Annotated in this window: 17 protein-coding genes; 13 read left to right on the plus strand and 4 right to left on the minus strand. The window is 73.0% G+C overall.

Annotation, left to right across the window (positions count from 1 at the left end; translation table 11 throughout):
- Positions 1 to 420: cbb3-type cytochrome c oxidase subunit I (locus AC3EUV_RS08900; protein ID WP_435602594.1), on the minus strand; the 420-nt coding region annotated here is incomplete at its 3' end.
- A 115-nt stretch (positions 421 to 535) separates the two neighbouring features.
- Between AC3EUV_RS08900 and AC3EUV_RS08905 the strand changes: the two genes are divergently transcribed.
- From AC3EUV_RS08905 to AC3EUV_RS08930, 6 genes are all read left to right on the plus strand, one after another.
- Positions 536 to 1177: an RNA polymerase sigma factor gene (locus tag AC3EUV_RS08905; RefSeq protein ID WP_432141777.1), complete on the plus strand. Its 642-nt coding sequence runs from the start codon at positions 536 to 538 to the stop codon at positions 1175 to 1177.
- Positions 1170 to 2201, plus strand: coding sequence for a CU044_5270 family protein (locus tag AC3EUV_RS08910; protein ID WP_432141776.1), 1032 nt, complete (start codon positions 1170 to 1172; stop codon positions 2199 to 2201). Before AC3EUV_RS08905 ends, AC3EUV_RS08910 begins: the two co-directional genes overlap by 8 nt.
- A gap of 443 nt (positions 2202 to 2644) precedes the next feature.
- Positions 2645 to 4156: a glycine betaine/L-proline transporter ProP gene (gene proP, locus AC3EUV_RS08915; RefSeq protein ID WP_432141775.1), complete on the plus strand. Its 1512-nt coding sequence runs from the start codon at positions 2645 to 2647 to the stop codon at positions 4154 to 4156.
- 152 nt (positions 4157 to 4308) lie between these two features.
- Positions 4309 to 5442: a DUF2330 domain-containing protein gene (locus AC3EUV_RS08920; protein WP_435602595.1), complete on the plus strand. Its 1134-nt coding sequence runs from the start codon at positions 4309 to 4311 to the stop codon at positions 5440 to 5442.
- Positions 5443 to 5533: 91 nt separating this feature from the next.
- Positions 5534 to 5866 (plus strand): antibiotic biosynthesis monooxygenase family protein, encoded by a 333-nt coding sequence (locus AC3EUV_RS08925; protein WP_432141773.1) that lies wholly within the window; start codon positions 5534 to 5536, stop codon positions 5864 to 5866.
- Between the two features lie 66 nt (positions 5867 to 5932).
- Entirely contained in the window at positions 5933 to 6457 is a 525-nt protein-coding gene (locus tag AC3EUV_RS08930; protein ID WP_432141772.1) for a GNAT family N-acetyltransferase, read from the plus strand.
- Between the two features lie 35 nt (positions 6458 to 6492).
- Here the strand turns inward: AC3EUV_RS08930 and AC3EUV_RS08935 are convergent, their stop codons facing one another.
- Positions 6493 to 8571, minus strand: a complete 2079-nt coding sequence (locus AC3EUV_RS08935) for an MDR family MFS transporter (RefSeq protein WP_432141771.1) — start codon at positions 8569 to 8571, stop codon at positions 6493 to 6495.
- A 305-nt stretch (positions 8572 to 8876) separates the two neighbouring features.
- On the opposite strand from AC3EUV_RS08935, the gene AC3EUV_RS08940 reads away from it, so the two are divergent.
- Entirely contained in the window at positions 8877 to 9920 is a 1044-nt protein-coding gene (locus AC3EUV_RS08940; protein WP_435602596.1) for a peptidoglycan-binding domain-containing protein, read from the plus strand.
- 210 nt (positions 9921 to 10130) lie between these two features.
- Entirely contained in the window at positions 10131 to 10793 is a 663-nt protein-coding gene (locus AC3EUV_RS08945) for an HAD-IA family hydrolase (protein ID WP_432141769.1), read from the plus strand.
- A 127-nt stretch (positions 10794 to 10920) separates the two neighbouring features.
- Here AC3EUV_RS08945 and AC3EUV_RS08950 read toward each other — a convergent pair whose 3' ends face one another.
- The gene (locus AC3EUV_RS08950) at positions 10921 to 11502 is read right to left on the minus strand and encodes a TMEM165/GDT1 family protein (RefSeq protein ID WP_435602597.1); all 582 of its coding nucleotides are present in this window, start codon (positions 11500 to 11502) and stop codon (positions 10921 to 10923) included.
- Positions 11503 to 11681: 179 nt separating this feature from the next.
- Positions 11682 to 12440, minus strand: coding sequence for an ABC transporter permease (locus AC3EUV_RS08955; RefSeq protein WP_435602598.1), 759 nt, complete (start codon positions 12438 to 12440; stop codon positions 11682 to 11684).
- Positions 12441 to 12648: 208 nt separating this feature from the next.
- Between AC3EUV_RS08955 and AC3EUV_RS08960 the strand changes: the two genes are divergently transcribed.
- From AC3EUV_RS08960 to AC3EUV_RS08980, 5 genes are all read left to right on the plus strand, one after another.
- A complete protein-coding gene (locus tag AC3EUV_RS08960; RefSeq protein ID WP_432141766.1) occupies positions 12649 to 13293 on the plus strand; it encodes an HNH endonuclease family protein in 645 nt (214 codons plus the stop codon).
- Positions 13294 to 13428: 135 nt separating this feature from the next.
- Positions 13429 to 15177 (plus strand): alkaline phosphatase D family protein, encoded by a 1749-nt coding sequence (locus AC3EUV_RS08965; protein ID WP_432141765.1) that lies wholly within the window; start codon positions 13429 to 13431, stop codon positions 15175 to 15177.
- Between the two features lie 194 nt (positions 15178 to 15371).
- Positions 15372 to 17414, plus strand: coding sequence for an FAD/NAD(P)-binding protein (locus AC3EUV_RS08970; RefSeq protein WP_435602599.1), 2043 nt, complete (start codon positions 15372 to 15374; stop codon positions 17412 to 17414).
- Positions 17415 to 17474: 60 nt separating this feature from the next.
- A complete protein-coding gene (locus tag AC3EUV_RS08975) occupies positions 17475 to 17939 on the plus strand; it encodes a DoxX family protein (RefSeq protein WP_432141763.1) in 465 nt (154 codons plus the stop codon).
- A 293-nt stretch (positions 17940 to 18232) separates the two neighbouring features.
- Positions 18233 to 18886: a DedA family protein gene (locus AC3EUV_RS08980; protein WP_432141762.1), complete on the plus strand. Its 654-nt coding sequence runs from the start codon at positions 18233 to 18235 to the stop codon at positions 18884 to 18886.
- The last annotated feature ends 55 nt before the right edge of the window (positions 18887 to 18941 follow it).

Here is an 18941-nt window from a genome sequence, read left to right on the forward strand (position 1 = left end):
GGGGGAATTCACCGCGCCGGAGAGCGGCGCATAGGCGAACCAGCCGAAATCGGCGGCCCCTTGGGGCGTCAGAAATCCTCCGACGGCGATCAGCGAACCGAAGAGATAGAGCCAGTACGCGAGCATGTTCAGCCGGGGAAAGGCGACATCGGGGGCGCCGATCTGGAGCGGCATGATCCAGTTCGCGAATCCGGCGAACAGCGGCGTCGCGAACATCAGCAGCATGATCGTGCCGTGCATCGTGAATGCCTGGTTGAACTGCTCGTTCGACACGATCTGGTGGCCGGGACGGGCCAGTTCGGCGCGCATCACCAGGGCCAGCAGACCGCCGAGGCAGAAAAAGGCGAACGCGGTGACCAGGTAGAGCGTGCCGATCGTCTTGTGGTCAGTGGTCGTCAGCCACTTCACGGGAAACTTCATGCCCGGTAGGTGTCCGGAGCCGTCGCGGTCCTCACCGGCGCGGGGGACGAGACGGGGTGGCAAGTCTCACCCCGGAGGGTGTGAAGATCGGGGCCATGCCGGACACCAAGGGTTCATGAGCACGGACGACGCCTTCGCCGAGGCCTATCGCGCGCACTACTGGGCGGTCAGCCGCTTCGTGGCGCGGCGGCTGGACGGGCAGGCACACGAGGTCGAGGAAGTGGTGGCGGAGGTCTTCTCCATAGCCTGGAGACGCCGCACCGAGCTCCCCGATGCGCCGCTGCCCTGGCTGTACGGGGTGGCCCGGAACACTCTGGCCAACACGGTGCGGGGGCTGAGCCGTTACCGGCGGCTGCTGCACCGGCTCGGCAGTCACGAGGCGGCGCACCGCCGGCAGACCGTGGACAGTCCGGACGCCGAGCGGCCCGGCTCCTGGGTGCACGAGGCGCTGGCCCGGCTCTCCCCCGCCGACCAGGAGGTGCTGCGGCTGACGGCCTGGGAGGAACTGACCATCGAGGAGCTGGCGGTGACCCTCGGGTGCGGTCAGAGCGCGGCGGCCATGCGGCTGCACCGGGCGCGCGGCCGGCTCCGTACCCAGATCGAGCGGATGCGCCAGCGCGGCACTGCCCGATCCGAGGCGCCCCCACCACGGCCCGAGGCGCCCCCCTCGCCGGAACCGGCGCCGCGCCCGGCCGCCTCCCGTCCCTTCACCCCCTACCCCGTACCGACCCGAGCGGGAGGCCGCCGCCATGACTGAGGAACTGGAGCTGCTGCGCCGCGCCGACCCCGTCTCCGCCGACGAGGGGCCCTGGCGCGACCGCCCGCTGACCGCACGGGCAAAGGCCCAACTGGCGGCACTGACGGCCGGTGCCGAGCCGGGCGGCCGCCCGCGTCCGCTGCGCCGGCGGCCCCTGCTGATGGGCCTGGCCGCCGCGTCGGCGGCGGCCGCCGCGGCCCTGGTGCTGACCTTCTCCGGCGCCGGCAGCAGCCCCGCCGTCGCCGCGCCGCTCGCCCTGTCCGTACACGCCGACGCGCCGTCCGTGTCGCTGGACACCCTCGCCCTCCGGGCGGAGGCCAGGGCGCGGGCGGCGGGCCGCGAGGACGGGCCGCGGCGGGGCAGCCACCTCCAGAGCTGGTACATGAGCATGGAGTCGGGCCCGGACGCCGCGCCCCCCGTAACCGTGCCCGAGGAGCGCATCACCAGCTGGAACGACGACGGCAGCGGCTCGGAGCTGGTCGTGGCCACCGACCCGCGGCACCCGGGCCGTCCGGTGATCCACGACAACGACGGTACCTGGCAGACCGTCAGCGACCGCAAGGTGCTGCACCGCAAGACCTACCCGGCGGGCTCGGAGGCCCGGCACAGCGGGCTGGCCGCCCGTACGAAGCCCGCGACGGACGCCGGGAAGCTGCGCGAACAGCTCTCCTGGCTGTACGGCGGAGCGGACGGCACCAGTACGACGCCGCAACTTCTGTCGGCGCTCTCCTCGTTCCGTCAGGAGTGGACGCCGGGGCCACGGGAGACGGCCGCCGTCGTCCGGATGCTGGCCGATGCGGACGGTCTGCGGCCGGCGGGGGTGGTCACCGACCGGCTGGGCCGGCGCGGGCAGGCGTATGTGTACGACGGCCCGGACGGCGCGATGAACTCCACCCGCCAGATGGTGATCCTCGACCCGCGGACCGGCGACCTCCTCGGGCTGGAGATCACCTTCACCAAGGACGAGCCGGAGTTCAAGATCAAGTCGGGTGAGGTCATGTCGTACGAGGCGTGGATGCCGTGAGGTCGCGGCGGCCCGGACCGCGGCACCGGGGTACCGGGCCGGGGCGCCCCCGAGTGGCGGGGCGGGCCGTCATGGCTGATCCTTGAGGGAACGCGACGATCCACCTCGGCGCGGCGGTGCGGTCTGGCCCGCCGCGCCGTTTTCCTGCCCGGCCGCACCCGCCTCCCATGGGGCATGGCACACGTCACAACGGGCCGATGGTTGCAGCGGATCTTCGCGATATGGATCACAGCCGCAGGTGTCCCAAAGTGTTTCCCGAAAGGGCGTTTCCCCTGCAAGGAGCGGGTATACGGCCGACTGCGCGGTCGTCCGCGCACCGTCCGTGATGATCCGGTCTGCCCCTATGGTCGACCTTTGCCCGTCGCGTCATGACGGGTTTTGCCCGCCTCCCCACGGCGGGCGATGTCATGTTGTCGTCCAAGAGAGCGCAGGCGAGCGAGCACGTGCCGACGCAGTCCCCCGTTGCCCCCGGGCCCCGTCACCCCGTCGGCAGTCGAGCAGATGCGGCATCCGGTGCCCCGCAGGACCGCGCCGCGGATTCCGCGCAGCACGCATCGGGCGAGGTGACCGTCGTCGACCCCGCGATGGTCAAGCGCGCGGTGTCGGCCGCGGCGCTCGGCAATGCGATGGAGTGGTTCGACTTCGGCGTGTACAGCTACATCGCGGTCACCCTCGGACATGTCTTCTTCCCGTCCGGGAATCCGACCGCGCAGTTGCTGTCGACGTTCGGAGCGTTCGCGGCGGCGTTCCTGGTGCGGCCCATCGGCGGCATGGTCTTCGGGCCGCTCGGTGACCGGATCGGCCGGCAGAAGATCCTCGCGATCACCATGATCATGATGGCGGCGGGCACCTTCGCCATCGGGCTGATCCCGTCCTATGCCTCCATCGGCGTCGGCGCACCGATCCTGCTGCTCGTCGCCCGCCTGGTACAGGGCTTCTCCACCGGTGGTGAATACGGCGGCGCCTCCACCTTCATCGCCGAGTACGCGCCGGACAAGAAGCGCGGATTCCTGGGCAGCTGGCTGGAGTTCGGCACCCTGGCCGGCTACGTCGGCGGCGCCGGCCTGGTCACGCTGATGACCGCGCTGCTGTCCACCGAGGACCTCAACTCCTGGGGCTGGCGGATCCCGTTCCTGATCGCCGGACCGATGGGCATCATCGGCCTCTACCTGCGGATGCGGCTCGAAGAGACCCCGGCCTTCGCGCAGTTGGAGAAGGAGGCGCGGACACAGGAGAAGGCGCGCCGCGAGGCCGAGAAGCGGATCGGCCTCCGCGAGATGATCTTCGGTCAGTGGCGGGCGCTGCTGCTGTGCGTCGGGCTGGTCCTGGTCTTCAACGTCACGGACTACATGCTGCTGTCGTACATGCCGAGCTATCTGACCTCGGAGCTCAAGTACGACGAGACACACGGGCTGCTGGTCGTCCTGGCGGTGATGGTCCTGATGATGGGCGTCCAGCCGTTCGCGGGCAAGCTCACCGACCGCTTCGGCCGCCGGCCGATCATCGGCGCGGGCTGCCTCGGCTTCCTGCTGCTGTCCGTGCCCGCCCTGCTGCTGATCCGGCAAGGGTCGCTGGCCGCCATCGCGCTGGGCATGGCCGCGCTGGGCCTGCTGCTGGTCACCTTCACCGCGGCGATGCCGTCCACGCTGCCCGCGCTGTTCCCGACCAAGGTCCGCTACGGCTCGCTGTCGATCGGCTTCAACGTCTCCGTGTCGCTCTTCGGCGGGACGACGCCGCTGGTGGTCACCGCGCTGATCGGCGCGACCGGCAACAAGATGATGCCCGCCTACTACATGATGGCGGCGGCCGTGATCGGCGGCATCGCCGTCCTGCTGATGTCGGAGAGCGCCGGTAAGCCGCTGCCCGGCTCCCCGCCGGCCGTCGAGACCGAGGCCGAGGCGCAGGAGGTCCGGCACGCGGCGCGCGGCGCGGCCAAGGCCGACGCGGCGGTCTGATCCGCGGACTGCCCCAGGCGTAGCGGGCCCGGCCGGATGCTTCCGGCCGGGCCCTCGGCGTCCCCCCGGGCAGGGGCGGGAACCGGCCACGCCCCGCCGCCGTCTGTGTCGCTGCCGATCACTTGACCGGCGGCGGTGAACGGGGGACGAGGATGGGCACGGCTACGGGCGCGGTGGCTGCACGCACCACAGGGCGGCGGCGCGCGCTGCTGGTGGTGCTGATGTTGCTGGCCGTGCAGCTGGTGTCGCTGGCCAGACCGGCGTACGCCTGTGGGTGCGGGGCGATGGTGCACGATCCGAAGACCACCATGGCGGTGGACCGCGAGACCTCGGTGGTGCGCTGGGACGGCCGGTCCGAGCGGATCGTGATGAGCCTGACGGTGAACGGCACCGCCCCCGACGCCGCGTGGATCATGCCCGTGCCACACCGGGCCACGGTGAAGCTGGGCGACCCCGGCCTGTTCGACCAGCTCGCCGCGCTGACCGCACCGTCCGTCGAGCGGCGCCACCACTTCTGGCCCCGGGGCGGCGACTGGCCGTTCGCGGGGGACGGCACCGCCGCCGGGGCCCCGGCTCCCGGAGCCCGCGGCCCCGGGGTCGGGGTGGTCGGCCGCGAGCGCCTGGGCCCGTTCGACGTGGCCCGGCTGACCGCCACCGACCCGCAGGCGCTGCGCAACTGGCTGAAAACCAATGGGTTCCAACTCCCCGACGCACTGGCCACCGAACTCCGCCCGTATGTGGCCCAGCGCTGGGAGTACGTCGCAATCCGCCTGGCCCCGGCCACAGCGCACCGCCCGCTGACCGGCACCCTCGAACCGCTGCGACTCTCCTTCGCCAGCGACCGGCTCGTCTACCCCATGCGACTCTCCCGCCTCGCCAAAACACCGCAGTCGCTGGGCCTTTACGTCCTCGCACCACACCGGATGGAGCCACGCAGCGCCCTCGGCGGCACCGATCCCGAGGTCTTCTTCGCGGGCCGGATCACCCCCGTGGGCGCCCTGCGCGAACTCGGCGGCACCAAGCGCACGTTCCTGACCGCGCTCGACCAGACCTTCCCGCAGCCCCGGCACATCACCGGCGACCACGAACTCGTCCGCACCGCCGGGGACACCCCGTTCCAGCGGGTCACCTACGCCTCCGCGCTCCTGAGGGTGGGCGGAATCCCGGCCTGGCTACTGACGGTCGGCGGCACACTGCTGCTCCTGGCGGCGGCCACGCTGGTGGCCGTGCTGCGCAGCCGCCGCCCCGTGCCGCCGCCGCGCCCGGTGCGGCCGCCCCTGACGTGACGGCGCCGAGGCCACCGGGCGGGGTGCCGCACGGCCGTGGCACCCGGCCCTGATCTGCGCCCCTCGGCCCGCGTGCGGCACGATGGTCGGTATGAGCATCGTGAAGATCAATGTACTGACCGTCCCCGCCGAGCAGCGCGAGGTCCTGGAGCAGCGCTTCGCCGCGCGCGCCGGGACCGTGGACTCCTCGGACGGCTTCGAATGGTTCGAGCTGCTGCGCCCCGTGGAGGGCACCGACCAGTACCTCGTCTACACCCGCTGGCGGGACGAGGAGTCGTTCCAGGCGTGGATGGAGGGGCCGATGAAGGCCGCGCACCAGCAGGGCAGCGGTGCCGCAGGCGGGGAGCGGCCCAAGCCGGCCGCGTCCGGGTCGACGTTGTGGTCCTTCGAGGTGGTGCAGCAGACCGGGCCGAAGCAGGGCTGAGTGTCACCGGCGGCGTCACCCGAAATGCGTTGCGCGGGGCCCCGGCCCGGCCGTGACAATGGCGCCATGAGTGACGCCGCCACCCTCCGTCTCCCCTGGGCCGTCTCGGCCGAACCGGTCGGCTCGCCGGACGCCGCGGCGCTGCTGCGGGACTACTACACCGAGGTGGCCGACCGCTACTTCGCGCTCCATGAGGACCGCCGCTCGACGGCGACGGAGATCGACGAGGGGCTGGCGGAGTACCCGAGCACCGATCTGGCACCGCCGGGCGGGGTGCTGCTGGTGGCGCGGCACGGCGGGGACGTGGCGGGCTGTGCCGGAGTGCGGCTGCTGGACGCGCGCACCGCGGAGCTCAAGCAGATGTTCGTACGGGCCGCCTGGCGCGGGCGGGGCGGCGCGGGCGCGCTGCTGGGGGCCGCCGAGACGGCCGCGCTGCGGCTGGGCGCCGAGCGGATGCGGCTCGACACCCGGCGGGATCTGGTGGAGGCCGTCGCGCTCTACCGGCGGCACGGGTTCGAGGAGATCGAGCCCTACCACGACGATCCCTACGCGGAGATCTTCTTCGAGAAGCGGCTGGCCGGGGGCCGTTGACGGTCCGGGGCCGGCGCCGCCCCCGCCGGCCGGGCTCACTTCGCCAGGTCCGGTGGCTGGGGCGCGGGCGGCGGGGTGCGCGGCACCGGCGGCCGGGCGTCGCCGTTGTGCGGCTCCTCCGCGTCCGAACCGCACAGCTCCGCCGTCAACTCATGGACGAGTTCGGTGAGATCGGTGGGCCGGTCCCTGGTCCACCAGTCACCCAGCATCTCCGCGAGCGACTCCTGACGCGCCGCCGCGAGCCGCTCCGCGGTGTCCCGTCCGCGGCCGGTGAGCAGCAGCAACAGCCCCTCGCGGGTGGCGAGTCCGCGTACCTCCATCTGCCGGACGCTCTCGCTGATCACGCCCAGCGGCACGGTGCTGCGTTCGGCGAGCAGTGCCGGTTCCACCGAGCCGTAGCGGTGGATGCGCAGGATCAGCCAGGCGGCGGCCGGTTTGAGGTCCAGTCCGGCCCGCGCGGCGATCTTCTCGTAGATGTGCTTACGGCCTTCCCGGCTGCCGAGGGTGGACAGGGCGCGGGCGACCTCGTCGCGTGAGGACCGCTCGACGGGGTTGGAGGACAGCACCTGGCTGGTGTCGGGCGCGGTGACACTGCTGCGCAGCGGCTCCTCCTTGAGGAACCAGGCCAGCGCGAAGGCCACCAGGACGACCGGGACGGCGTAGAGGAAGACATCGGTGATCGAGACGGCGTAGGCGTCCAGGACACCGGCCCGCAGCCCGGCCGGCAGCTGAGCCACGGTCCGCGGGTCCTCGGCGATCCTGGAGGGGGTGATGCCGGGCGGCAGTTGCTGCCCGGCGACGGCGTCCGCGATCCGCGGGCCGAGGTGGCCGGCGAAGATCGTGCCGAAGATGGAAACGCCGAACGAGCCGCCGATGGAGCGGAAGAAGGTGGCGCCGGAGGTGGCCACACCGAGGTCCTGGTAGGGCACCGCGTTCTGCACGATCAACACCAGCACCTGCATGACCAGGCCGAGTCCGAAGCCGAAGACGAAGAAGCAGGCGCTCATGCCGGCGACGCCGCTGTCCGGGTCGAGCTGGTGCAACAGCAGCAGACCGAGCGCCACGACACCGGTGCCGGCGATCGGGAAGACCTTGTAGTGGCCGGTGTGGCTGACGATCTGCCCGGAGCCGGTGGAGGCCAGCAGCATGCCGATCACCATCGGCAGCATGTGCACCCCGGACATGGTCGGGCTGATGCCCTGGACGACCTGGAGGAACGTCGGCAGATAAGTCATCGAGCCGAACATCGCGAAGCCGACGACGAAGCCGATGACGGCGGTGAGCGAGAAGGTGCGCAGCCGGAACAGGCGCAGCGGCAGCACGGGTTCGGCGGCCCGCCGCTCGATGCCGACGAAGACGCCCAGCAGGGCGAGGCCGAGGACGCCGCACCCCACGACCGGCCAGGACGCCCAGGGGTAGGTGACGCCGCCGAACGAGGTCATCAGCACGAAGCAGGCGGCGACCGCGGCGATCATCACGGTACCCAGGTAGTCGATCCGGTGCCGGGTGCGGGGGCGCGGGATGTGCAGCACGGCGGCGATGACGGCGAGCGCGACGATGCCGACGGGGACGTTGATGTAGAACACCCAGCGCCAGCTGAGCTGGTCCACGAACAGCCCGCCCAGCAGCGGACCGAGGACGCTCGCACCGCCGAAGACGGCACCGAACAGGCCCTGGTACCTCCCCCGTTCGCGGGGCGGCACGATATCGCCGACGATCGCCATCGACAGCACGATCAGCCCGCCGCCGCCCAGCCCCTGGAGGGCCCGGAAGGCGATCAGTTCGCCCATGTTCTGCGCGATACCGCACAGCACCGAGCCGATCAGGAAGATCACGATGGCGGTCTGGAAGAGCTTCTTGCGGCCGTACTGGTCACCGAGCTTGCCCCAGAGGGGCGTCGCGGCCGTCGCCGCCAGAAGGTAGGCGGTGACGACCCAGGAGAGGTGGTTGAGGCCGCCGAGGTCGCTGACGATGGTGGGCAGCGCGGTGGCGACGATGGTCTGGTCGAGCGCCGCGATGAGCAGGCCGAGCAGCAGCGCGCCGATCGCGACGAGGACGGTCCGCGGGGACCGGTCCTCGCCGGGGACGGCCGGAGCGCCGGTGTCCTGCGCCATGAGCGTCTTCCTCCGTTCCGGAGCGTCCCGTGCGGTGCCGGGGACCCGGAGCGGCCGGTGCGGTGCCGGGCCGTCCGTCCCGTCCCGGGCCGCCGCCGGCCGCCCTTGCCGTGCTGTGTCTCCTTCGGACTTCTTCCATCCTGGGCGGTTCCGCCGGATATGGCCCGCCGAGCGGCGCTCGGCATCAGGGGTCTCCCAAAGGACACGCGGGGTATGCCGGGCGGATGTCTTCGAGCGCCTGCGCGGACCGGTGCGGCGTCTGGATAATCGCTGCCGGTTCGATGCCTCCAGGGAGGGGAACACCCGTGACGGCACAGACCTGTCCGCACTGCTTCGCCCCCGTACGCGGCCACGGCCGGCCGGCCTGCCTGTGTGCGGCGACCGCGGCGGACGACTTCGATCCGCTGCGCGTTCGGCCGTACGTGTCACTGCCCGACGGGAAGGCGGAGGCATACGACCACGACGGCGGGGCGGACGGCACCGCGCTCGGCCGGGGTGACCTGCTGGACGACTTACCCGGGGTGGACGCGGCGGTGCACTACGCCGACGGGCCGTCATCGTCCGCCACCGGACCGCCCCCGGCCCCGGCCCCGGCCCCGGCCCCCGGGCAGAGCCTGACCCCCGGTCCGCCGGACGCGGTACCCGCCGACCCCCTGATACCCCGTATGCGTCACCGCCCCGCCGGCCCGGCCTCCCGGACGTGCAGCGCGTCGGAGGGACCGGAGGAGGAGCCGGCCGCCGGCAGCTCCACCGCCGCCCCGCGCCGGCGACGCGCGCTGCCGGCCGTACTGCTCACCGCCGGGGCCGCCCTGGCCGCCACCGCCGTACTGATCGGCACCGACGCCCTCTCCGGCGGCGACCGGACCCGGACGGCGGCGCCCGACCGCGGCACCGCCTCCCCCGACGCCGCCCTCCCCACCGGCAGCACCTCCGCCCGCGCACCCGGCGGCGCCCCCTCCCCCACCGCGACCCGCTCCCCGTCACCGGACGCGACCACCCCCGCGGCGAGCCTGCGGCCCTACCGGACCCCGGCCCCGCCTCCCCCCGCCCCCACCCGGGCCTCCGGCAGCGTCTCCGACTCCCCCGCCACCCCCGGCCCCAGCGCCCCGCCCACCGGGCCGATCGTGCTGCGCGAGGGGGCCGGCGGCCCGGAAGTGGTGGAGCTACAGGGGCGGCTGCGGCAGCTGGCGGTGTATCCCGGCCCGGAGGACGGCCGCTACGACGCGGACGTACGGGACGCCGTGGCGCGCTACCAGCGGGCCTATGGGGTGGCGGGCGATCCGGACGGGGTCTACGGCGCGCCGACCCGGGCGTCCCTGGAGTCCCGGACACACGCTCCGCAGACCTAGGGCGTGTCCCGGCGCGCAGAGCGCTGACCAGCCCCGATGCAGGGCGCTGACCAGCCCGGTTGTCCGCAGCCGCCGCGTTTTGTATCGTGAAGAAACAAAGTGGTTCCGCCCGCACTCCCTGACCGGCGGGCGGGACCGCTCTGTTTTCTTCCCTACGTGTCTTCCGTACGTGCGCGATCCGCACCGTCCGTAGCGCCCAGGAGCCCGCCGATGACGGCCACCACCACGCTCACCGCCCGCGCCCTGCTGCTGGACATGGACAGCACGATCGTGAACTCCGAGGCCGTAGTGGAGCGCTGCTGGCGCCGCTGGGCAACCGAGCAGGGGCTGGACGGCGACACGATCCTCCAGGTCGTCCACGGCCGGCAGGGCTGGGCCACGATGGCCGCGCTGCTCCCGGACCGCCCGATGGAGCTCAACCTGGCGGACAACCGCCGGATGCTGGCCCAGGAGACCGCCGATATGGACGGTGTGGTGCCGGTCCCCGGCGCCCCCGCGTTCATGGCCGCCCTCGCCGCGCTGCCGCACGCGCTGGTGACCTCCGCCGATATCGCGCTCTCCGACGCCCGGATGGCCGCGGCCGGGCTGCCGATGCCGGACGTGCGGATCACCGCGGAGAGCGTGAGCGCCAGCAAGCCCGACCCGGAGGGCTTCCTCAAGGGCGCCGCCGAGCTGGGCTTCGCCCCCGGGGACTGCCTGGTGTTCGAGGACTCCGAGGCGGGCATTGAGGCGGGCCGGGCGGCCGGGATGCGGGTGGTCGGCGTCGGCGACCGGGCGGCCGCGTTCGGGCCCACCGTGCAGATACCCGACCTCACCCACGTCCGCGTCGAGGCGTCGGCGGACGGCGTGATCGCGGTGCACATCGGCGGCTGAGCGCCGGGCGGCCCGGGACCCCGGGGGCCGGCCCCCGTCCGGGGCGGCGCCGGGCACACCGGGCCGGCCGAACCTCTCCTCTACACCCGCCCACCCCCCGAAGGGGGGTGGGCGGCGGGGAAAAAACTCAGCCCGCGATCGCCTCGTACAGGCTGAAGCCCGCCAGCAGCAGCATCACGGCCGCCGCGATCTTGGTGATGAGCGCGAGCGGCACATACTTCATCAGCGTGCGGCCGCCCAGGATGCCCAGGCCGGCCACCGCCCACAGCGCCAGGACGGCGCCGACGCCGACCGAGAGCGGGTCGTCGTAACGGGCCGCGAGGTTGGCGGTCATGATCTGGGTCAGATCACCGAACTCGGCGACCAGGATCATCATGAAGCCCGCCCCGGAGACCTTCCAGAAGCTCTGGTCGGTGGGCTTCTTCACCTCTTCCTCGTCATCGCCCTCGCGGAACAGCAGCACGGCGGCGCCCGCGAGGAAGAGGACACCGACCACGCCCTGCACCACGCGGTGCGGCAGCAGGGTCAGCACGCTGCCCGCGGCGATGGCGAGGGCGACATGCACCAGGAAGGCCGCGGCGACACCGGCGAAGACATAGGAGGCGCGGTAGCGGGTGCCGAGCATCAGGCCGGCGAGGGCGGTCTTGTCGGGAAGTTCGGCGAGGAAGACGACGCCGAAGACGACGGCGGCGATGGTGAAGCTGAACACGGGGTGGGATACCTCGATCGGTCGGGCCGCGCCAAAGAGCCCGGGAAAGGGGTCGCTTCGGCACGGCAGCGTCGAACACTGCGGCCGAAGGTCTCGCTGGCGCGGCACTGCTGCGTACCACGCTCCGGGCGCCGGCTCGCCACAACGGGCGGGCAGTATGTCGACGGTCCGGCAGAGAGCTACTCCCCTTCTGCTGGCGTCAAGGGTACGCGGTGCAGCCTTCCGCGCGCGACCAGCTCCAGCACCACCGCACAGGCCGTCGCCTGCACCGCCAGCAGCGCCACCAGGACGAACAGCTGCACCGCACCGGCCTGCACGGGCGAGGCCCCGCCCAGCAGCATGCCGACGAACGCACCGGGGAGTGTGACCAACCCCACGGTCCGGGTCTGGTCGAGCCCCGGCAGCAGCGCGTCCGACGCGGCCGGGCGGGCGACCTCCATCCGCGCGTCGCGGTCGAGCAGCCCCAGCGCCAGGCCCGCCTCGAACTCGCCGCGCCGGGTCTCCAGCTCGTCCAGCGCCCGCCGCCCGGCCAGGACGGTGGCGGTCAGCGCACCGCCGATCAGAATGCCGGTGACCGGGATCAGGGTGAGTCCGCGCGGCGGCACCAGACCGGCGAGCAGCAGCAGACCGACGACCGGGACGACCCCGACGGCGATCGGCGCGGCGGCCCACCACCAGGTGCGGTTCCGGGTGATCCGGCGCCCGGCGGTCCGTACCGCCACCGCGAACATCAGCAGGAGGAAGGCCAGCAGCCGGGGCACGGCGTGCACCACCCAGCCGATGAGGTAGGAGACGGCGGCGAGTTGGGCGGCGGCGCGCAGTCCGGCGACGGCGATCGCCCGGGTGTGGCCGAGGCGGGCCAGTGCGGCGACGGCCACGGCGGCGATCAGCAGGACGGCGAGGACGATCCCGAGAGTGGCGTTGACCGGCAGCAGCACGCGCTCACTGTAGGGGCGTGACGAGGGGCGCATACGCCGGAGCGACACAACCGGAGTGCCGTTGTGCAGTTATGCCGCCCCGTCAGCCCTTGAACTGACGTGGGCATGTCGTCACCCTGTTACCTGGTGCACGTCTCACGGAAACCCCACAGCGACACCATGAGCCGCGCACCGCACGTCAACTTCCCCCCACATTCCGGGAGTTTCGATGAAAAAGGTCTACGCGCGTCGAGTTTCCCTCGCCGCGGGCTCGGCCGCGGCCCTGGTCTGCACGCTGGCGCTGAGCTGCCAGTCCGCCCAGGCGGCACCGCCCAGCCCGCCGGACGCCGCGACCGCTCGGAAGTACCTCGCCGACATCAAGGAACAGGCCGAGGGCCCGCAGGACGGCTACAGCCGCGACAAGTTCCCGCACTGGATCGACCAGGGCAAGAACTGCAACACCCGCGAAGTGGTGCTCAAGCGCGACGGCACGGACGTACAGCAGGACAGCGGCTGCAAGGCGACCAGCGGCAAGTGGGTCTCCGCCTACGACGACGCGACCTGGACCGACCCGGCCGACCTCGACATCGACCATGTCGTACCGCTGTCCGAGGCCTGGAAGTCGGGCGCCGCGCAGTGGACCACCGAGCGCCGCAAGGAGCTGGCCAACGATCTCACCCACTCCCAGCTGATCGCCGTCACCGACAACCTCAACCAGGAGAAGGGCGACCAGGACCCGGCGAAGTGGCTGCCGCCCAAGACCTCGTACCACTGCGAGTACGCCCGGATGTGGGTGTCGGTGAAGCATGAGTACGACATGACCGCGGACTCCGCCGAGAAGGCCGCGCTGAAGAAGATCCTCGACGGCTGCTGAGCCCCGCTCCTCAGGGCTGCCGACCCGTGCGCCCGCCGGCCGGAAAATGACCGGCCGGCGGGCGCGCCGCCTCCCGGCCACCCGCCGCGCCCCTGGTGCTCCTATCCTCTGACCACGACGAAGGGGAGGCACCCGATGGCCGGACTGCGCTTGGGGCCGCTGCTGCGGTATGTCGACGCGGACAGCGCGACCGTATGGGTGGAGACCGACCGGCCGTGCGTGGTGCACGTCCGCTGCGACGACGGGGCGGCCGGCGCGGAGCACACCTGGCAGGTCGCCGGGCACCACTACGCGCTGGTCCCGGTGACGGGTCTGACGCCCGGCAGCGAGACGCCCTACCGGGTCCTCCTGGAAGACCCGGGGGCGACTCCCACCGGCAGCGGGGAGGAGGTCTGGCCGCTGCCCGGCAGCCACTTCCCCGCGAGCGCGATCCGTACCCTCCCCGCCTCCGCACAGGAGCCCCTGCACTTCGCCTTCGGCTCCTGCCGCTGGTCCGCGACGCCCTCGAAGGCGCACCACGACCCGGTCGGCCCGGACGCGCTGGACACCCTCGCCGCCACCCTGGCCGCCGGTTCCGGACGGCAGCGCCCCGACGTCCTGCTCCTGCTGGGCGACCAGGTCTACGCCGACCAGACCTCCGAGGCGACCGCGCAGGCGCTGGCCGGCCGCCGCGACCTCACCGAGCCGCCGTGGAAGCAGGTCGCCGACTTCGAGGAATACACCTACCTCTACTACGAGTCCTGGCTCGACCCGGAGGTCCGCTGGCTGCTGTCCACGGTCCCCAGCTGCATGATCTTCGACGACCACGATGTGATCGACGACTGGAACACCTCGGCGTCCTGGCTGGCCCGGATGCGCGCGACCCCGTGGTGGCGGGAGCGGATACTCGGCGGCCTGATGTCGTACTGGGTCCACCAGCATCTGGGCAATCTCTCGCCCGCCGAACTGGCCGCCGACGAGCTGTACGCGCAGGTCCGGGCGGTGCCGGACGCGACGGACCTGGTGCGGGAGTTCGCGGCCGGCGCGGACAACGATCCGGCGCACGCGCGCTGGAGCTACCGCCGCGACTTCGGCCGGGTGCGGCTGGTCATGATCGACACCCGGGCCACCCGGGTCCTGGACGAGGGCCGCCGGGCGATGCTCGACAAGACCGAGGGCGAATGGCTGCGGCAGGCGGTGCTGGACGGGCGCGGCAGCTACGACCATCTGCTGCTCGGCAGTTCGCTGCCCTGGCTGCTGCCGCATCTCATCCATGCCGGGGAGGGCTGGAACGCCGCGCTGTGCGCCGGTGAACGCGGCCCCCGCTGGGCCCGCCGCAGCGAGCTGCTGCGCCAGCGCGCCGACTTGGAGCACTGGGCGGCCTTCCCCGGATCGTTCACCGCGCTCACCGAGCTGATCGCCGAGGCCGGCTCCGGTCCCGGCGCCCCGGCCACGGTCTGTGTGCTGTCCGGCGACGTGCACCACGCGTATGTGGCGGAGCCGCACTGGCGCGGCGCCGGTCCGCACCCCACGAGCCGGGTGCTTCAGCTGACCTGCTCCCCCGTCCACAACAGCATCCCCGGCTCGCTCCAGGCCGGTTTCCGCTTCGGCTGGAGCCGGTCCGGCCGCTGGCTGGGCAAGCTGCTGGCCCGGCACGGGCGGCTGCCCCGGCCGGCGGTGAAGTGGCGGCGCACCGGCGGTCCCTGGTTCGGCAATCAGCTGATGACGCTGACCCTGGCGGGCCGGGCGGCGCGGCTGGCCCTGGACCAGACCCGCCGGGAGAAGCGGGGCGGTGTCCGGCTCGTCACGGTCTGGCGTGCCGCGCTGACCGATACCCGCGGGGGCGGGGAAACCGGTGGCACGGGCGGTCCGTCGGCGGGCACCGAACGGCCGAAGTCCGGATGATGCGGGCGTTCCGGCGTCCGTGACGCTCCGTCTGTGCGCCGGAGGTGTGCGTTCTGCGAATCCGCCGCGTTATTTTGCCCACTCGACTCCTCCGCCGGCGGAACGGGCGGTGATGATGGGGCGCACTTCTGCTCGTCGCCCGACTTCCCGGGCGGCCGCGCCCCGGCCGTCCACCGCCCCAGGGAGAGCCGCTTTTGGCCGCCGACCACTTCGCCGACCACCGCCCCCGGCCCGCCCTCGCGCTCGTCGGCGCCGGGCCGCGCGGGACGAGCGTGCTGGAGCGGATCTGCGCCTCGGCCGCCGAACTGGCCCCGGGCTCCCGGCTGACCGTCCATGTCATCGATCCCGCCCCGCCCGGCGCCGGCCAGGTGTGGCGCACCGCCCAGCCGCCCGAGCTCCTGATGAACACCGTGGCCTCGCAGGTCACCCTGTTCACCGATGACAGCGTGGCGTGCGCCGGCCCGATACGCACCGGGCCGAGCCTGTACGACTGGGAGGGGTGCGAGGTCGGCCCGGACGACTATCCGGGGCGCGCGCTGTACGGGCGCTATCTGGAGTGGTTCTTCCGCCACACGGTGCGCACCGCGCCCCAGGGCGTGCGGGTGGTGATGCACCCGGCCCGCGCGATGCGGCTGGCCGAGGCCCCCGACGGCTCCCAGTCCCTCACCCTCGACAACGGCCGGACGCTGCACGGCCTGGGGGCGGTGGTCCTCGCCCAGGGCCATCTGCCGGCCGTCGCGGACGCCGAGCAGCGGCGGCTGGCCGACTACGCCGCCGGGCACGGGCTGCACTATCTGCCGCCCGCCAACCCCGCCGATCTCTCCGCCGCCCTGGAGGCGCTGGCGCCGGGCCGTCCGGTACTGCTGCGCGGACTCGGCCTCAACTTCTTCGATCACATGGCGCTGCTGACGACGGCCCGGGGCGGGCGGTTCGTCCGGGGCACCGACGGGACGCTGACGTATCTGCCGTCCGGCCGCGAACCCCGGCTGTACGCGGGCTCCCGGCGCGGCGTTCCGTACCACGCGCGCGGCGACAACGCGAAGGGCGCGCACGGCCGTCATCTGCCGCTGCTGCTCACCGAGGACGTGATAGCGGCCTTCCGCAAGCGCGCGGACTCCGGTGAGCTGCCCGACTTCCTGGCGGAGGTCTGGCCCCTGGTGGCCAAGGAGGTGGAGACGGTCTACTACGAGGCGCTGCTGGCGCGGCGCGATGCGGGCGGTATGCCGGACCCTCTCTTCCGGGAGCGGTTCCGGCAGCGCTTCCTGGGCAGCGCGCACCGCAGCCCCGAAGAGGCCGCCGCCCTGGACGCGTTCGGGATCGGGCCGGGCGAGCGCTGGGACTGGGACCGGGTCTCCCGGCCGCACGCGGAGCGGTCGTTCGCCGGCCGCCCCGCCTTCCGGGAGTGGCTGCTGGACCATCTGCGGGCGGACATCGCCCACGCCCGCCAGGACAATGTGTCCGGCCCGGTCAAGGCGGCCCTGGACGTGCTGCGGGATCTGCGCAACGAGCTGCGGCAGATCGTCGACCACGGCGGGCTGGCCGGCGCGTCCCGCCGTGACCACCTGGACCGCTGGTACACCCCGCTCAACGCCTTTCTCTCCATCGGGCCGCCGCGGCGCCGGATCGAGGAGATGACCGCACTGATCGAGGCCGGGGTGCTGGAGGTGGTCGGGCCCCGGATGACGGTCCGGCCCGGCTCCGCCGACGGCCGCGAGCCCGGCTTCACGGCGCACTCGCCGGACGTGCCGGGCTCCACGGTGACGGCGACGGCCCTGATCGAGGCGCGGCTGCCGGAGCCGGATGTCCGGCGCACTGCGGACCCGCTGCTGGCCCGGCTGCTGGCCGAGGGCGGCGGCCGGCCGCACACCGTGGACGGCTACGAGAGCGGCGGGCTCGATGTGTCGCCGAGCCCATACCACCTCATCGGGGCCGACGGGCGGCGCCATCCGCGGCGGTTCGCGGTCGGGGTGCCGACGGAGGGGGTGCACTGGGTGACCGCGGCCGGGGCACGTCCCGGTGTCGGGTCGGTCACGTTGGCGGATACGGATGCGGTGGCGCGCGCGGCGCTGCGGGCGGCGGCCGGGGACGCGGACCCGACCGCGGGTGGCGGTATGCGTGCGGGCGTGACTTCGGCAACGGACGTGGCGTCGGCGGCGGGAGTGGTTTCGGGGCAGGTGCGGCCGCTTCCAGCCAAAGATCCCATATGGCCAGAGGTTGAACTTGCAAGTACAGATTAGGTGTCCCTAACCTGTGCCCTTCACGGTTACGTCGTCCCCAGAAGCCGTAGGAGTCCCCACGTGTCCACCCCGCTCACCTCATTCACCCAGAGATCCACGCCGCACGCGCTCGCGCTCTTCCGGATCGTCATCGGCCTGCTCTTCGCCTGCCACGGCGCCTCCTCGCTCTTCGGCGTCCTCGGCGGCGCCATGGGCCAGGGCGGCACCGTCCCCACCGGCAGCTGGCCGGGCTGGTACGCGGCCGTGATCCAGCTGGCCGGCGGCCTCCTGGTGATGTTCGGCCTGGGTACCCGCGCCGCCGCGTTCATCAGCTCCGGCTCGATGGCGTACGCGTACTTCTCCATGCACCAGGGTTCGGGGCTGTTCCCGATACAGAACGGCGGCGAGCCCGCCGCGCTGTACTGCTGGGCGTTCCTGCTGATCTTCTTCACCGGCCCCGGCGCATGGGCCCTCGACCGGGTCTTCTTCGGCGACCGCGGAGCGGAGGCGGCCCCGGCCGCCCAGCGAGAGCCCTCCGCCGTCTGACGCCCCACGCTTCGGCGGATCCCGGCCCGCCCCTCACGGCCCGTACGGCAGCTCTGCCGTACGGGCCGTAGCGCGCCCGGCGCCGGCCCACGGGCGGGACACGCCGGGCGCGGGCCGTTCCTCCCCATCAGGGGCATACCGCGCGTCCCGGGTGTCGCGCACCCAATGCCGCTTCCCGCGCATCCCACCCCCACCCTTTCGGCCACCGTGGCCAGGCGTACGCTGTATGGCTGTAGCGCCGCCCCTGCCGCACCGAGCGACTTAGCGGCGGGGTTCGGACCGGGAGAAGGACGTTGCTGGAAAGCCTGGGGTCCCTCGGCGGCAGCCCTTGGGTGTATGTGATCGTCAGCATCTCGATCGTTCTCGACGTCTTCGTCCCGATCCTGCCCAGCGGGGTCCTGGTGATCGCCGCGGCCACTACGGCGGCCGGCACCGGCACGGCGGCGGACGCGGTCGGCGGCGCCGGGGTCACCGCCACCGTTCACAGCGGTGCCCACCTGGCCGAAATGCTGTCCCTGATGCTGTGCGCGGCCACCGCCTCCGTGCTCGGCGACATGGTCGCCTACCGGCTCGCCCGGCGCGGCGGCGACCGCTTCGACCGCGCCATCGGCCGCTCCCGCCGGCTGGCCACGGCACAGGAACGACTCGGTACGGCGCTGACGCGGGGCGGCGGCGGCATCGTCGTCCTGGCCCGCTTCGCCCCCGCCGGACGCTCCGTGGTCAGCCTGGGCGCCGGTGTCGCGCACCGTACGGTCCGCGAGTTCCTCCCCTGGTCCGCACTGGCCGGCCTGGCCTGGGCGGCCTACAGCGTGAGCCTCGGCTACTTCGGCGGGCACTGGCTCGGCACCTCCTGGATGAGCACGGCCCTCTCCGTCGTCGCCCTCTTCGCCGCCGGTTCGGCCGCCGCCTTCCTGATGCGCCGCCCGGAGCGCCAGCCGGCGCACTGACGGGGCGGCGGCGGGCCGGAAATCCCTTGGCCGGACGTCGGCCCCCGGTGCGACG

Source organism: Streptomyces sp. bgisy130, assembly GCF_057708345.1.